The sequence below is a fragment of the Salinicola corii genome, from assembly GCF_008298015.1.
In the GTDB taxonomy this organism is placed as follows: Bacteria; Pseudomonadota; Gammaproteobacteria; order Pseudomonadales; family Halomonadaceae; genus Salinicola; species Salinicola corii.
In genome coordinates, this window is sequence record NZ_VTPX01000002.1 from 35,394 (window position 1) to 50,730 (window position 15,337).

The following is a 15,337-nucleotide window of genomic DNA, read 5'->3' on the forward strand; positions in this document are numbered from 1 at the left end:
ATGGAAACGATAAGTGCGTTGCAGGGGTTACTGGGCGGTGCAGTCGTTACTACGTTTATCGGTTACCGGCTCGTCTGGCGACGCCACATGCCGCTATTCGAATCCTGGTTTCAGTTGCCCATCCGCCGTGACCTCGATACCCGGCTGTTGGGCGCCGCCACGCTCTTCGGCATCGGCTGGGGGCTGACCGGTTACTGCCCGGGGACCGATGGTCGCCTCGCTGGCGGGGCTGAGCTGGCCGCTGGCGCTGTTCTGGTCGCCATGGTGGCTGGGTGGTGGCTGGCCCGTCGGTGCTCGTCCGCTCATTGATCGTCGAACTCATCCTGACATCATCGCCGTTTGCCAAACTGTGGCGGGAGCGGGTCGGGTAGAATAAGGGAGGGGCATGCGCGTACTACTCGTCGAGGACGATGCGCCGGTGGCGGCAGGCATCGAAGCGGGGCTGGCGCTGAGCGACTTCGTCGTCGATACCGTGACCACGCTGGATGGTGCACGCGGGGCGCTGGCCGCGATCGACTACGATGCCGTGGTGCTCGATCGCCGTCTGCCTGATGGCGATGGCCTAACGCTGCTGCAACAGTGGCGTCGTGCGTGCGTTGCCACGCCGGTGCTGATGCTGACGGCGAAAGATGCCGTGGCCAGCCGTGTCGAAGGGCTGCAGGGCGGGGCCGACGACTATCTGATCAAACCGTTCGATCTGGATGAGTTGACGGCGCGCCTGCAGGCGCTGTTGCGCCGAACCGCCGGGCAGGTCGACCGTTCCCTTCGCCACGGGCGCCTGGCGCTGGATCCCGTCGCTCGCAGCGTGACGCTGGATGGCGCTCCGGTGGCGCTGGTACGCCGCGAGCTGATGCTGCTGGAGGCGCTCATTCGCGCGCGCGGGCGAATTTTGAGCGCCGACCAGTTGAAGGATCGCCTCTACGGCATCGATGACGAGATCGAGAGCAATGCCCTCAACGTGCATATCTACCAGTTGCGTCGCAAGCTGGGGCGCGATGCCATCGAGACGGTTCGGGGCATCGGCTACCGTCTCGGTGCGCTTCCCATCGACCGGCCACGTCATGGCGACACGCCCTCATGAGCCTGCGGCTGCGTCTCGTCGCCACGCTCGGGATCACGCTGATGCTGCTGTGGGGGCTTACGGCAGCGTGGTCGATGCGAGATCTCTCGACCCAGCTCGAGCGTTCGCTGGATCAGCGTCTGGCACAATCGGCGCGAATGGTGTCCGGCCTGCTCGATCGCGTGCCGGCGGCGGCTTGGGGTGGGGAAGTGGGCGAGACGTCGACCATCCCCGCGCTCGAGGGCATCGCCTGCCGCGTGTCGTCGCTGCGTGGGCAGGTGGTGGCGGGCACGCACCCGGAAATGAACGATGTTCTCGCGGTCGATAACGAAGGCTACAGCTATCGCGAGCACAGCGGTCAGCGTTGGCGCGTCTATACCCTGGTCGACGACGATAAACGCATTACCGTGGCGGATCGTCTGCGGGAGCGGGAGTCGCTGCTGGCCCAGGTGCGCCGTGCGGCGTTCTATCCATTCCTGCTTGCTTCGATCGGTAGCCTGATCGCGCTGTGGTGGGGCGTGACGCGGGGGCTGTCGCCGCTTTCGAGGTTACAGCGGCGTCTGATGTCACGTGATCACGACGATCTCTCGGCACTGCCGATCCGGGGTTTGCCGGGGGAAATTCGCCCACTGATCGAGGGGTTCAATACCCTGCTCGCGCGCACCCGGCGCATGCTGGAGCTGGAGCAGCGCTTTACCGACGATGCCGCGCATGAACTGCGCACGCCGCTGACCGCGATTCGTACTCATCTGCAGATCGCACGACGCGTCGATGGCGATCCACGCCGGGAGGCGATGCAGCAGGCCGAGGCAGGGGTGGGGCGGCTGACGAAGACGCTCGACCAGTTGCTGTTGCTGGCACGCATGGAGAGCGAGGAGGCCACGCGGGGGAGTGTCGCCCCCGCGCTGCTGGGCGAGACCCTGGAGGCCGCGATGGTGGAAACCGGCAGTCGTGATCGCTGCCACTGGCACGAGTCGGTCGATCGGCTCCACGTTGGGTTATCCGGGGAATTGCTGGTGATTGCACTCCGCAATCTGCTCGAGAACGCCATGCGTCACGGTTCGCCCGACACCCCGATCGGGATCGAGACGCACGCGACGAATGGCATGGCCGTGATCGACATCGTCAACCAGGGCGAGACCATCCCGCCCGAGCAGATCGCCCGCCTGACGAAGCGCTTTCATCGCGGCAATCATCCGCGGGGCTGCGGTCTGGGGCTCTCCATCGTCGAGGCGATCGCCACACGGGCCGGCGGGAGCGTGCGGCTCGCCTCCGGCGATGGTATCGGACTGCGGGTCACGCTCTCGCTGCCCCTGGCCTGATTCGCCAGGGGCAGCGAGAGCGCCGGGTTTGGCTGCGGCGTGCAAGAGCGGGACGCTGGCCGTCAGCGTGCGAAGCGCTCAAGACTGCGATCGAGCGTGGCACGGGAAAGCTCACCGAAGTGGGTATCGACGAGTTGACCGTCGGTGTCGTAGTAGAGCGTGGTCGGCATGGCCATGGCGCCCACTGCCTGGCCAAAATCCATATTCGGATCGCGATAGAGGTGATCGAGCGAGAGGGACTCCCGTTGCAGAAACGTCTCGACGGCGTCGATGCTCTCGCCCTGATTGACGAACACGAACGACACGTCGTCCCGCGCCTGCTGGGCCTGTGCCAGCATCGGCATCTCGCGACGACAGGGTGGGCACCAGCTTGCCCAGAGATTGACCACCATGGGCCGATCGGATGCTTGCAACACGGTGGTCAGGGTCACCTGTGACCCATCGAGAGCCGTCAGCGGGATCGAGGGCAGGCCCGCGCCGCGAGGCGCCGTCAGCGTCAGCGTGCCGGCCGTCACCGACCACGCCAATGCACCCGAGAGAACCGCTGCGCCCAAGGGGCGACGCGCAGTCGGCTGCCGCCAGAAACGCCAGGCCAGATAGACGAAAGCGACAGCCAGCCCCGCCAGCGGCTCGAACCCGCGATCCCGGATGTCGAGCCAGGACCAGAATGTGTCGTAGCTCTGCCAGTAGCGGGCCACGAAAACGACACGTGCGCCGATCACGCCGATCAACAGCGCATTGAATAGAAGATCGCCGACGCTGACCTGTCGACGGCGGCCCATCCAGGCACCTACGATCAGGGCGACGATCATGGCCAGGACCAGCAGAAGCTGACCCAGGCTTACGCCCAGGGGCCCTAGCGCGATACTGCGATCGAGCGGATTCACGATGAGCTCTCCTCGGATTCGATGGCGCTCCGTCTGGCCTGTGCATAGCGGTCGAGAAAGGCCTCGGCATCCAGTTCGCCGATGATGCGAGCGCCGCGCTGCTCCTGACCGCCGGGGCCGAACCACATCAGGGTCGGCGGACCGACGATACCGAAGCGCTGCATGATGGCCTGGTCTTCGGTGTCATAATCCGTGACGTCGATACTCAGCCGCTGCACGCCCTGGATCGCATTCTTGACGCTCGGGTCGCTGAACACTTCCCGTTCGATGACCTCGCAGGAGATACACCAGTCCGCGGTGAATTCGACCAGCGTCATCTGGCCGCTGTTGGCGGTTGCCTGGACACGGCGTTCGAGCGTAGCCAGATCCTTCACATCGTCGAACGCGATAGGCTCGGACCCGCGGGTATCTTCGGAGGTCGCTTCCGCACCGCTCGGGACGTAGACTGACAGTGGCCGCCACGGATCGTGGGCGCCACCGGCGGCACCGATCAGGATCAGCGCGCTCCACAGGCCGATGATGGCAGCACCGGCTGTCGCAACCGGGGGGGAAACGCCTCCTGACCTATTGATATTCGAATCATTTCCTCTTGGATCGATGCCACGCGTCATGGCGACGAGAGAGATCGCCGCGCCTAGGCCCAGCGCGCCCCACAAGCCAAGAACGATGGCATCCGCGAGAATTCGGGCGATGAACCAGATCGCCATGCCCAGTAGTACGAAGCCGAACAGGGTCTTGACGCGCGTCATCCAGGCACCGGGCTTGGGCAGCAACTGGCTGCCGACCGAGCCGATCAGAACCAGCGGGGCGCCCATGCCCAGGCCCAGCGCGAGCAGCGCCGCGCCGCCAAGCCACGGATTGCCGGTTTCGGCGATGAAGAGCAGGGCGCCAGCGAGCGGGGCGGTCATGCAGGGGCCGACCAGCAGGGCGGAGAGCACCCCCATGACGGCGACGCCCTTGAAACGCCCACCGCGCTGTTTCGACAGTCCCGCATCCAGGCGTTGACGCAGCGCTCGTGGCAGTTCGAGCTCGAAGACACCGAACATGGCGAGCGCCAGCACCACGAACAGCACCGAGAAGATGCCGATGAACCAGGCATTCTGAAACAGCATCTGTAGATTGGCGCCGGCCATGGCCGCGGCAACCCCCAGTATCGCGTAGGTCGCGGCCATGGGCAGGGCATAGGCGAGCGAGAGCACGAAGCCGGCGGCGCGCCGATTCTCCCCGTCGCGACGTTGGCCGACGATCAGGCTGGAGAGAATGGGAATCATCGGCAGTACGCAAGGCGTGAAGGTCAACAGCAGACCCAGGCCGAAGAAAACCGTCAGCGTCCAGACCCAGTTGCCACCGGCGAGCTGCGCTGCTAGCTGCTGATCTTCCGCCATCTCCGCCGCTGCTTGGGGCTGAGGCTGGGAGGTGGGACTTGGCACGACAGAGGATGGCGTCGTGGATGACGTATTCGGCACATCGGCCGAGATATCCGTTTTCCGCGCGTCCGTGGTGTCGCTCCCCGAGGCACCGGCGACGGACTCCAGCTCGAAAGTCCGCTGCTGGGGGGGATAGCAGAGACCGGCATCGGCGCAACCTTGCCAATGAAGGGTGAGGGTATCGGCTTCCCCGGGCTGCGTAGTCATGCTCAACGCATGACGGTAGATCTCGGAACGACCAAAGTACTCGTCCTCGATTGTCTCCCCATCGGGGATCTCGAGCGGCAGTGCGCGCTCGCCGACCTGTGCGGAGAAGCTGTGGCGATAAAGATAGTAACCGGGCTCGATCTGCCAGTCGATTTCTACCGCGTCGCCGTCTTGTACCAGCGTCGGTTTGAAGGCCTGATCCGGTGGCAGGAAGTCGCCCTGTTGTCCGAACGGATCCTGTGCCACGGCCAGCGTGGCAACACCGAGCAATGCCAGCATCATGATCCACCGGACTAGCCTTGATTGCATCAACTCCTCCTTCGCTCCTGGTTAGACGCCGACAGATTGACCCATGAGGATGAGCTGAAAATGAACCCATGCCATCGCGACTTGCAGCACATATTCATTTATTGAATATCGTTATTATTTTTAGAAATCTCGACAGGGGCAAAATGGACAAGCGCCCCTCATTGCGGTAGCTCGACTCCATGGGCTGGTTCGCGGCAAACTCGGAGCGCCGAGTTGGCGACCCCAGGTTCGCCGCACACACTCTCTGATTCCTGACTGGCTGCGATCTCGCTTGCCGGCAGTGGCCGTCCATCGCCTTCGGTGCTAAGGTCTGGCGGTGGGAGATGGCATTCCTCCCGAGCGGCTTTCCCGTTCGCTCGAACCACCGTCTATCGGTTAATGATGCCTGCGAGGCGCTTCGGTCGAGGCGTGTCAGCAGGTGTCCGTGTTTCCTTCCTTGCTGGCTCGTCTCCTCGAGCGAATCATTTCACGAAATGGATCTATCGAGGACGTCAGGTATGTGGTTGTCCGTATTGTCGATTGGGGCCGGTGCCGCGATCGGTGCGAACCTGCGATGGCTGTTGGGTATCTGGCTCAATGCTCTGTTTCCGGCGATTCCGCCTGGCACGCTGGTGGCGAACCTGCTGGGGGCCTGGCTGATCGGTATCGGTCTCGCGCTTTTCGCGCAACTGCCCTCCTTGTCGCCGGAAGTCCGGCTATTCGTGATCACCGGCTTCCTGGGCGCGTTGACCACGTTCTCCACCTTCTCCGCCGAGATGTTCGGCAACATCCAGGCGGAACGTTACGGCATGGCGCTTCTGGGAATCGGCATTCATGTGCTGGGCTCGCTCGCCATGACCGGACTGGGCTTTTTGACCTACGGCGTCATCCAGAACCTGCTGGGAGGATCGCAACAATGAATCGTCTGAAAAGCGGTTACGAGGTGATATTCATCGTGCCCGAATCACGTCGGCACGGCGGCAAGCGAGTCTACGACTGGGTCGTCGAGACGGCGAAGAGCCTGGACATCGGCCGGATGACCAAGCGCAGCGATGTCGAGGGAGCCGGGGAGGATGGCAAGCTGCATTCCGCTCATTTCTTCGATCTGGCGGATCAGCCCATCGAGCTGATGTACGCGATGGACGAAGAGAAGGCGGAATGCTTCGTTGCCGCCGTCGAGGAAACTGGTGCCCCGGTTTTCTGTATCTGCCGGCCCGTCTACTTTGGTCAGTTGAACGCAAAGAACGGCTGAGTTTGGTGCAACGGGTGGCTCCCGAGGGGGGTACTTTCGTTTGGTCTCTGTCTGATGACACTATTGTCATGCTTTAATGTGTCCTCTATTCTGGACATATGGAAACTAACAGTGTCATCGCCAGTTTTGCTGCCCTGTCTCAGGAGACGCGGCTCGAGGCCTACCGGCTGCTCGTGCGTCATGAACCCGAGGGCTTGCCCGCCGGCGAGATTGCCCGTCAGCTTGGCGTGCCGCATAACACGATGTCGGCGCACCTTTCGGTGCTGGCACGGGCGGGGTGGGTCGTCTCCCAGCGTCAGAGTCGGTCGATCATCTATCGCGCCGACCTCTCGCACATGAAAGAGACGATCCGGTTCCTGGTGCGAGACTGCTGCGCGGGGCATCCGGAGGTCTGCGAGCCGTTTCTGTCTGTGCTGGGTGACTGTTCCGCTGAAGACGAACGGAACGCCGATGACATACAGAGCGCCCAAGACAAGCAGAATATCGAAGACAAGCATAACGCCAAAGACAAACAGTGAGAGTGCCATGAACCCGACGATTTACCACAACCCTGCCTGCGGTACCTCGCGCAATACGCTGGCGATGATCGAGGCTTCCGGCGAGACGCCGGAGATAATCGAATACCTGCAGACGCCGCCCACTCGCGAGCGCCTGGTCGAACTGATCTCGATGATGAGTATCACTCCGCGAGAGCTTCTGCGTCGCAAGGGAACGCCGTTCGAGGAACTCGGCCTCGACGATCCGGCCCTGAGCGATGACCAGTTGATCGACGCCATGATGGTGCATCCGATCCTGATCAATCGTCCGATCGTGGTCACCGACAAGGGCGCCCGGCTATGCCGACCTTCGGAGCGCGTGCTGGCGCTGCTGGCCAACCCGGTCGCGACGTTTACCAAGGAAGACGGCGAGGTCGTACGTGCCGATGGGGCGGGGCATGCGTGACAAGAGTCTGTGGGATAGGGCTGTGAACGACTCCGCCAACCTCGACGATCTGCCCAATATCGACCCGGAGAAGCTGCACTCGATCGATATCGAGGCGCTGGTCGGCGCCGACGCGCCACGCCATCCGCCGAAGATTTTGGTGCTCTACGGTTCGCTGCGCGAGCGCTCCTTCTCGCGGCTGGCCTCCGAAGAGGCGGGCCGACTGCTGCGCTGGTACGGCTGCGAAGTGCGAACCTTCAATCCCTCTGGCCTGCCACTGCCGGACGATGCCGAGGCGGAACATCCCAAGGTGCAGGAGCTGCGCGAACTCGCCGAGTGGTCCGACGGCATGCTGTGGGTCAGCCCGGAGCGCCACGGCGCCATGACCGGGGTCATGAAGGCCCAGGTCGACTGGATTCCGCTGTCGCTGGGCGGCGTTCGCCCCACTCAGGGCAAGACGCTGGCAGTGATGGAGGTCTCCGGCGGTAGCCAGAGCTTCAACGCCGTCAATCAGTTGCGGATCCTGGGGCGCTGGATGCGGATGATCACCATCCCCAACCAGTCTTCCGTGCCCAAGGCGTTCAACGAGTTCGACGACGCCGGACGCATGAAGCCGTCGCCGCTCTATATGCGCATTGTCGATGTCTGCGAGGAACTCGTGAAGTTCACCTGGCTGACGCGGGGAAGCTCGGCCTATCTCACCGATCGTTATTCCGAGCGGGTCGAGAGTGCCGAAGCGCTCTCGCGTCGCGTCAATCAAAGCACTCACTGAACGCAGGGGAATTCGATGCTGGCACTGGCTATTTTCGTCGTCACCCTGATTCTGGTGATCTGGCAGCCCAAGGGTTTGGGGATTGGCTGGAGCGCCCTCGGTGGGGCGCTGGTGGCATTGCTGGCAGGCGTCGTGCAGTTGTCCGATGTCGGTGTGGTATGGGATATCGTCTGGGACGCGACGTTCACCTTCGTGGCGCTGATCGTCATCTCTCTGATTCTGGACGAGGCCGGATTCTTTGCCTGGGCGGCGCTGCATGTCGCCCGCTGGGGCAATGGCAGGGGGCATCTGCTGTTTCCGTTGGTGGTGGTGCTGGGCGCGGTGATCGCGGCGTTTTTCGCCAACGATGGTGCGGCGCTACTGCTGACCCCGATCGTGATCGCGATCCTGCTGCGACTGAACTTCTCGCCGCCGGCAGCGCTGGCGTTCATCATCGCCACCGGCTTCGTCGCCGACACCACCAGCCTGCCGCTGATCATCTCCAATCTGGTCAATATCGTCAGTGCCAACTACTTCGATATTGGCTTCGACCGCTATGCTGCGGTCATGGTCCCGGTCAACCTGGTCTCGCTGGCGGCGACGCTGGGCGTGCTCTGGATCGCCTTCGGCCGGCGGATTCCCAGGCATTATTCGGTCGAAGAGCTCGATGCCCCGCGTTCGGCGATCAAGGATCTGCTGATCTTCCGTGCCGCATTTCCGCTGCTGGGGGTGTTGCTCGTCGCCTATTTCGTCACCGCGCCGCTGGGCATTCCCATCGCCTTCGTGACCGGCGCGGCGGCGATCCTGCTGATGGCGATCGCCGGTCGCTGGTGGCAGGGCGGCAAGGGCGCCGCCGTTTCGGTGACCGCGGCGTTGAAGGGTGCACCGTGGCAGATCGTGCTGTTCTCCATCGGCATGTATCTGGTGGTCTACGGCCTGGGCAACGCGGGCCTGACCGACTACGGCGCCCGGGCGTTGCAGTGGCTGGCCGGGCAGGGTGACTTCGTCGCCACCATCGGTACCGGGTTCCTCTCCGCCATCGTCGCCTCGGTGATGAACAACATGCCGTCGACGCTGGTGGGGGCGCTGGCCATTGACCGGGCCCAGGTGCCAGCGGTGACCCAGGAACTGATGGTCTACGCCAACGTGATCGGCAACGATCTGGGGCCGAAGTTCACCCCCATCGGCAGCCTGGCGACGCTTCTGTGGCTGCACGTACTGGCCGGCAAGGGTTACAGGATCGGCTGGGGGCAGTACATGAAGATCGGCCTTCTGATCACCCCGCCGGTACTGCTGGCGACGCTCGTCGCGCTGGCGTTGTGGCTGCCTGTCATTTCCACACCGTAAGGTGTGCGGTGACAAAGGTCGCCGCAAACAAGGAGTGTCGACATGACCGGGACCCGGCATCCCCACTCCCGCCGTGGGGAGATATTTCGGACGTTTCTGCTTCTCGGCCTGACCTCCTTCGGCGGCCCCATCGCGCACCTGGGGTATTTCCGCGAGGCTTTCGTGGTGCGTCGGGGGTGGCTTTCCGAGTCGGATTTCGCCGACCTCGTCGCGCTGTGCCAGTTCCTGCCCGGTCCCGCCAGCAGCCAGGTCGGCTTCGCCATCGGCCTGCGACGGGGCGGCCTACCCGGCGCGCTCGCTGCCTGGTGTGCGTTCACGTTGCCCTCGGCCATCGCGCTGGCGCTGTTCGCCTCCGGCGCGTCGGCGCTGGGGGGCGATGTCGGCCAGTCCCTGATTCATGGTCTCAAGCTGGTGGCCGTCGCCGTGGTCGCCAATGCGGTCTGGGGGATGGCCGGAAAACTGTGTCCCGACCGGACTCGGGCCGGGATCGCCCTGGTGGCCGTGTTCATGGCCGTCTTCATCGGCGGCACGGCAGGCCAGTTGGGCGCCATCGCGGCGGGAGCCGGCCTCGGCGTCTGGTGGTGTCGGCCGGCGACGGCGATGACCCGGCCCGATCGCCGCGAGCTCTCCGGGCGCGCTAGCTTCTTCGCGCTTGCGCTGTTCTTCCTTCTCCTGCTGCTGCTTCCGCTGGCGGCGACAGGGGGAGGCGAGGTCGTCGCGGTCATGGATGCGTTCTATCGAGCCGGAGCGCTCGTCTTCGGTGGCGGCCATGTCGTGCTGCCGCTGCTGCAGGCCGAGGTGGTCGATCCCGGTTGGATATCGGAGAGCACGTTCCTGACCGGTTACGGGGCAGCGCAGGCCGTGCCGGGTCCGCTATTTACCTTCTCCGCCTATCTGGGGGTGGCGATGGCGCCCGGCGTCCATGGCGGGATACTGGCGGCAGTGGCGACGGTCATGATTTTTTTGCCGGGCATGCTATTGCTGGTGGGCGTCCTTCCGCATTGGGACCGATTGCGCGCCTCGTCGACCGCGCAGACGCTGATCCAGGGAACGAATGCGGCGGTGGTCGGCATTCTGGGGGCCGCGCTGTACGCCCCAATCTGGCAAGGCGCCATTGTCGAGCCGGCCGATTTCGCGCTGGCCCTGGCCGGCTTCCTGCTGCTGACGGTATGGCGCTGGCCGGCGTGGCTGGTCGTGATCGCGCTTCCCTTGGCCAGTGTCCTGACAGGTTGACGGGGCGAGGGACGAGCCATCGGTTGATGTCGAGCGACCGAGCATGGCGATGTTACATAACGAAACATATCTTCCGTTCTTCTTTAACCTGTATGAACTTCATTGATGGCGTGAAGGCGTACGCTAATCTTGCAGCGTCAGGAAGACGCAGTGCCAAGGAAGGAGTCGCGGGAAGCGATGTTCACAAGGACGCATGGCAGGATGCCATGGCGGGTAGGCAAGGAACCGCCACGATCTAACCCCGACCCCTGCGGCCGGGGTTTTTTTGTGGGCATCACCTGGGGCGGTCGCGAAATGAAGGCGCATCTGCACGAGGAGATCGATATGAGCGAGCGGGTTCAGCGGCGAAGCGGTACGACGATGCTGGCCGCCATCCTGTTGGGTATCGGCACCATGGCGGCGCTCGACGAGATCGTCTTTCATCAGGTACTGGCTTGGCATCATTTCGTCGAAACCGACAACTCGGCGCTGGCGTCGGACGGGCTCCTGCATACGCTGGAGCTGGTAGTGCTGATTATCGGCGCTACGCTGATGTTGCGTCTCCACGAGACCGGGCGGCACGCGGCTGGATTTCGAGGCGCGGGGTTCCTGCTGGGGATGGGCGGCTTTCAGCTCTTCGATGGCATCGTCGACCACAAGATACTGGGGCTGTATCAGGTCCGCTACGTGGATAATCTGTTGATGTATGACCTTGCCTGGAACGCCACCGGCGAGTTGCCCGAACCCGTGCTGGTCTATCTGCTGGCGTGCCAATGGGGGCGGTCGCGCTATCGTGAGACGGCATCGATCGCACCCCGGGAGTCAATGGCACCACGATAGGCGCACTAGCTGCCGCCTTCGTGACGCCGCTGCTCTCTCCTCAAATGTCCTTATCCACAGGCAGTTGGACGTTGCCTCCCGACCAGACCCATTGGGTGATTCCCGGTATATCGTCGAAGTGCTCGCGAATATAGGAATGGTGTTTCTGCAGTAACGCCTGCAGATCCCCGACGAGCCCGGCGGCACCCTCCCACTGTTCCGGCAGATAGCGCAGGGCATCGAGCGCCAGATGCATGCGGCTCATCTGGTTGAGTACCGTCATGTCGAACGGCGTCGTGGTGGTGCCTTCCTCCTGATAGCCGCGGACGTGAAAGCGCTCGGTCTCGGGACGATTGTGAATCAGCTGATGGACCACGCCGCGAAAGCCATGGAAGGCGAAGACCACCGGCCGGTCGGCCGTGAACAGCTCGACGAAACGATCCTGGTCGATGCCGTGGGGATGGTCGAGGCGCAGCGTCATGAGATCGACCACGTTGACCACGCGCACGGCCAGCTCCGGCAGGTAGGTACGCAGGATGTCCACCGCCGCCAGGGTCTCCTGAGTGGCGATATCACCGGCACAGGCCATCACGATATCCGGATCGTCTTCGCCGTCGTTGCCGGCCCACTCCCAGATGCCGAGACCTTGGCGACAGTGCTCCGCGGCCTCGTCCATGGTCAGGTACTGCAGCTGGGGATGCTTGTCGATCACGATGGCGTTGAGGTGGTCGACACTGTCGAAACAGTGACGGGCGGTGGCCAGTAGCGTGTTGGCATCCGGCGGCAGGTAGATCCTGACCACCTGCGGCTGTTTGCTCAGCAGCGTGTCGATGAACCCCGGCCCCTGGTGGCTGAAGCCGTTGTGGTCGTTGCGCCAGCAGGTCGAGGTCAGCAGATAGTTCATCGACGGGACCGAGGCGCGCCACGGTACGTCGCGGGCGCGCTCCAGCCACTTGGCGTGCTGGATCGCCATGGAGTCGATGATCGAGGTGAACGCTTCGTAGCTGGCGAACAGGCCGTGACGGCCGGTCAGGACATAGCCTTCGAGCCAGCCGTTGCAGTTGTGCTCGCTCAATACCTCGAGCATGCGGCCGCCCATGGAGAGCTTCTCGTCGTTGTCGTCGAATGGCCCCATGAAGCAGCGATCGGTGGCTTCCAGCACGGCGTCGAGCCGGTTGGACTTGATCTCGTCGGGGCAGAACAGCCGGAAGTTGTGCGGATTGTCGATGTAGATATCGCGCATGAATCGGCCCAGGCGCTCGGTGGAGCCATGAAGCTCGCGACCCCGCTGCGCCTCGGCGAGCTCGACGGCGTAGTTCGCGAGTGGCCGGTAAGCCAGCGCCTGGCGCAGCCTGCCGCCGTTGGCGTGCGGGTTGGAGCCCATGCGCCGCTCGCCGGCAGGGCAGAGTGCGGTGATGATCTTTCTGGGCCTGCCCTGTGGGTCGAAGAGCTCTTCCGGGCGGTAGGAGTGCATCCACCGTTGCAGCTGCTGCAGGCGCTCGGGATGCTCCTTCAGCCCGCTCATGGGCACCTGGTGGGCACGGAAGGTGCCTTCCACCGGCAACTCGCCCACGGAGACCGGCCCGGTCCAGCCCTTGGGGGTGCGCAGTACGATCATCGGCCAAACCGGACGGCGATCGATGCCTTCGTGGCGTGCTCGTTGCTGAATCTCGTGAATCTGATCGAGCCCCTTGGAAAGCGCCGCCGCGAAGTCGCGATGGACGCTATCCGGCTCGTTGCCCTCGACGAAGATCGGCGCGTAGCCGTGGCCGCGAAAGTAGTGGTCGAGCTCGTCGTCGCTCTTGCGCGCCAGCACCGTCGCCGAGCCGATCTTGTAGCCGTTGAGGTGGAGGATCGGCAACACCGCGCCGTCCCGGGTCGGGTTGAGATAGTTGACGCCCTTCCAGGAGCCCTCCAGCGGGCCGGTTTCCGCCTCGCCGTCGCCCACCACGGCGGCCGCGATCAGCCCGGGGTTGTCGAATACGGCGCCGAAGGCGTGGGTCAACACGTAACCCAGCTCGCCGCCTTCGTGGATCGAGCCTGGCGTCGGCACGCTGACGTGGCTGGGCACGCCGCCGGGCGTGGAGAACTGGCGGAACAGTCGCCGCATGCCCTCGGCATCGCGTGGCACGTGCTCGAAATGTTCGCTGTAGCTGTTTTCCAGCCACAGATTGGCCAGCAGCGCCGGGCCGCCGTGGCCGGGGCCGGCGAGATAGATCACGTCGAGATCGCGACGCTGGATCTGGGCGTTGAGATGGGCATAGATCAGGTTGAGCCCCGGCACCGTACCCCAATGCCCGAGCAGGCGTGGCTTGATGTGGTCGAGCGTCAGCGGTTTCTCGAGCAGAGGGTTGTCGGTGAGGTAGATCTGGCCGACGGCGAGATAATTGGCGGCACGCCACCAGTGATCGACCCGCTTCAGCAGCTCCTCGTCCTTGTCGATCGGAAGTCGGCGGATCGTCGTGGATTGGCTCATGGAGGAAGTCATGCGAGTTCTCCTGGGGTAACGGTGGCTGGAACGGCGCCTGGGGCTACGCATGCGCCGACTGCTCCCGATGGAGTCGCCAGGTGTGGCGGGCGATCGGCGCCTCCTCGTCGGTGGGAATGACATGAACGGCGATGGCGCTGTTCCGGGACGAAATGCGCCCAGGTTCGGTAGCCCGGTTGGCGGATTCGTCCAACGCGACCGGCCATAGCGGTGCCAGCCGATCGACGACGGCCGCGCGGATCGGAGCGGCATGCTCGCCAATCCCGGCGGTGAAGACGATGCCGTCGATACCGCCCAGGCTGACCGCCATGCGTGCCATCTCCTGGGCAACGCGGTGGACGAAGAATTCGATCGCCAGATGCGCGCGGGGGGAATCGCTCTCCAGCAGCGTCTGCATGTCGCTGTCGATGCCGGACACCCCGAGCAGCCCAGACTGCTGGTAGAGCAACGGCTGGAGTGTCTCGGGGGTAAACCCGAGTTCCTGTTCGAGATGAAGCATCAGTCCTGGATCGATATTCCCTGGGCGCGTGCCCATCGGCAGGCCCTCGAGCGGGGTGAAACCCATGGTGGTGTCGACGCTCCTGCCGGCCTGCAAGGCACACAGGCTGGCCCCATTGCCAAGGTGCGCAACGATGGTGCGACCCTTCGCCAACCGTTCATCGACATCGTCCAGGCGTCCGGCGATGTATTCGTAGGAGAGACCGTGAAAGCCGAAGCGACGAAGGCCCTGCTCGAAGAAGCGGTAGGGCAGGCCGGTCAGCTGGGCCACGATCGGCATCTCGAGGTGGAAACTGGTATCGAAACAGGCGACCTGCAGCGTCCTGGGCGCGAACCGGCTGACGGCGTCGATCCCCTCCAGATGGTGGGGCTGGTGCAGCGGTGCCATCGGGCTCAGCGCCGCGATATCTTCACGCGTTGCGGCGTCGATGATCGTCGGGCGGGGGAAGCGGCTGCCGCCGTGGACGATACGGTGGCCGACCGCCGCCAGTTTCAGCTCGCCGAACTGTTGCGCGAGGGCTTCGTGCAACCGGGCGAAGGCGCTGTCGTGATCCGCGAGGGCGTGGTTGGCCGGCGTCTCGTCGAGAAAATCCGTTCCATCGGCCAGCCTGCCGGACAGATGCGGCGAATCGCCGATCTCTTCGGCCTGAACCCTGGCCACGAATTCGGGCGGCGCCGTCCCGTCGAGATGGTACAGCGATAGCTTGATGCTGGAGGAGCCGGCGTTGAGGGCAATGATGCAAGGACGCGCTGCTGCCATGAGGGCATCTCCTTCCGTCACGACGGTTGAACTGCCATCGCGACGAACCGACGGCGAGACTGCGATAGGGGCGAATGAGTATCAGCGTGGTCGACCCG

Annotated in this window: 15 protein-coding genes and 1 riboswitch; of the genes, 11 read left to right on the forward strand and 4 right to left on the reverse strand. The window is 64.1% G+C overall.

Annotation, left to right across the window (positions count from 1 at the left end; all coding sequences use genetic code 11):
• The 3 genes from F0A16_RS04130 to F0A16_RS04140 all read left to right on the forward strand — a co-directional run bounded on the left by F0A16_RS04130 (nucleotide 1) and on the right by F0A16_RS04140 (nucleotide 2,382).
• Nucleotides 1-309: a DUF6691 family protein gene (locus F0A16_RS04130; protein WP_149434142.1), complete on the forward strand. Its 309-nt coding sequence runs from the start codon at nucleotides 1-3 to the stop codon at nucleotides 307-309.
• A gap of 76 nt (nucleotides 310-385) precedes the next feature.
• Nucleotides 386-1,081: a response regulator gene (locus F0A16_RS04135; RefSeq protein WP_149434143.1), complete on the forward strand. Its 696-nt coding sequence runs from the start codon at nucleotides 386-388 to the stop codon at nucleotides 1,079-1,081.
• On the forward strand, nucleotides 1,078-2,382 hold the full coding sequence (locus tag F0A16_RS04140; protein WP_149434144.1) for an ATP-binding protein: 1,305 nt from the start codon (nucleotides 1,078-1,080) through the stop codon (nucleotides 2,380-2,382). The genes F0A16_RS04135 and F0A16_RS04140 overlap by 4 nt, the downstream gene beginning before the upstream one ends.
• A gap of 62 nt (nucleotides 2,383-2,444) precedes the next feature.
• Here F0A16_RS04140 and F0A16_RS04145 read toward each other — a convergent pair whose 3' ends face one another.
• Nucleotides 2,445-3,269, reverse strand: a complete 825-nt coding sequence (locus tag F0A16_RS04145) for a TlpA disulfide reductase family protein (protein WP_149434145.1) — start codon at nucleotides 3,267-3,269, stop codon at nucleotides 2,445-2,447.
• Nucleotides 3,266-5,212, reverse strand: a complete 1,947-nt coding sequence (dsbD, locus tag F0A16_RS04150; RefSeq protein ID WP_149434146.1) for a protein-disulfide reductase DsbD — start codon at nucleotides 5,210-5,212, stop codon at nucleotides 3,266-3,268. Before dsbD ends, F0A16_RS04145 begins: the two co-directional genes overlap by 4 nt.
• 310 nt (nucleotides 5,213-5,522) lie before the next feature.
• A riboswitch (Fluoride riboswitch) is annotated at nucleotides 5,523-5,607 on the forward strand.
• 102 nt (nucleotides 5,608-5,709) lie between these two features.
• On the opposite strand from dsbD, the gene crcB reads away from it, so the two are divergent.
• The 8 genes from crcB (at nucleotide 5,710) to F0A16_RS04190 (ending at nucleotide 11,514) form a co-directional block, all read left to right on the forward strand.
• Nucleotides 5,710-6,111 carry a fluoride efflux transporter CrcB gene (gene crcB, locus F0A16_RS04155; protein WP_149434147.1) on the forward strand — a complete coding sequence of 134 codons (402 nt, stop codon included), beginning with the start codon at nucleotides 5,710-5,712 and terminating at the stop codon, nucleotides 6,109-6,111.
• Complete coding sequence (locus F0A16_RS04160; RefSeq protein ID WP_149434148.1) at nucleotides 6,108-6,443, forward strand: DUF190 domain-containing protein; 336 nt, start codon at nucleotides 6,108-6,110, stop codon at nucleotides 6,441-6,443. The genes crcB and F0A16_RS04160 overlap by 4 nt, the downstream gene beginning before the upstream one ends.
• 98 nt (nucleotides 6,444-6,541) lie before the next feature.
• A complete protein-coding gene (locus tag F0A16_RS04165; RefSeq protein ID WP_149434149.1) occupies nucleotides 6,542-6,961 on the forward strand; it encodes an ArsR/SmtB family transcription factor in 420 nt (139 codons plus the stop codon).
• Between the two features lie 7 nt (nucleotides 6,962-6,968).
• Entirely contained in the window at nucleotides 6,969-7,385 is a 417-nt protein-coding gene (gene arsC, locus F0A16_RS04170; protein WP_149434150.1) for an arsenate reductase (glutaredoxin), read from the forward strand.
• Complete coding sequence (arsH, locus tag F0A16_RS04175) at nucleotides 7,378-8,136, forward strand: arsenical resistance protein ArsH (RefSeq protein ID WP_149434151.1); 759 nt, start codon at nucleotides 7,378-7,380, stop codon at nucleotides 8,134-8,136. Before arsC ends, arsH begins: the two co-directional genes overlap by 8 nt.
• A 15-nt stretch (nucleotides 8,137-8,151) precedes the next feature.
• Nucleotides 8,152-9,462, forward strand: a complete 1,311-nt coding sequence (locus F0A16_RS04180) for an arsenic transporter (RefSeq protein ID WP_149434152.1) — start codon at nucleotides 8,152-8,154, stop codon at nucleotides 9,460-9,462.
• Nucleotides 9,463-9,504: 42 nt separating this feature from the next.
• Nucleotides 9,505-10,695, forward strand: a complete 1,191-nt coding sequence (gene chrA, locus F0A16_RS04185; protein ID WP_149434153.1) for a chromate efflux transporter — start codon at nucleotides 9,505-9,507, stop codon at nucleotides 10,693-10,695.
• A gap of 324 nt (nucleotides 10,696-11,019) precedes the next feature.
• Nucleotides 11,020-11,514: a DUF2243 domain-containing protein gene (locus F0A16_RS04190; RefSeq protein WP_149434154.1), complete on the forward strand. Its 495-nt coding sequence runs from the start codon at nucleotides 11,020-11,022 to the stop codon at nucleotides 11,512-11,514.
• Nucleotides 11,515-11,554: 40 nt separating this feature from the next.
• Here F0A16_RS04190 and F0A16_RS04195 read toward each other — a convergent pair whose 3' ends face one another.
• Together F0A16_RS04195 and F0A16_RS04200 are read right to left on the reverse strand one after the other, a co-directional pair.
• Complete coding sequence (locus F0A16_RS04195; RefSeq protein ID WP_149434155.1) at nucleotides 11,555-13,981, reverse strand: phosphoketolase family protein; 2,427 nt, start codon at nucleotides 13,979-13,981, stop codon at nucleotides 11,555-11,557.
• 43 nt (nucleotides 13,982-14,024) lie between these two features.
• Nucleotides 14,025-15,239, reverse strand: a complete 1,215-nt coding sequence (locus F0A16_RS04200; protein ID WP_149434156.1) for an acetate/propionate family kinase — start codon at nucleotides 15,237-15,239, stop codon at nucleotides 14,025-14,027.
• Between the last annotated feature and the right edge of the window lie 98 nt (nucleotides 15,240-15,337).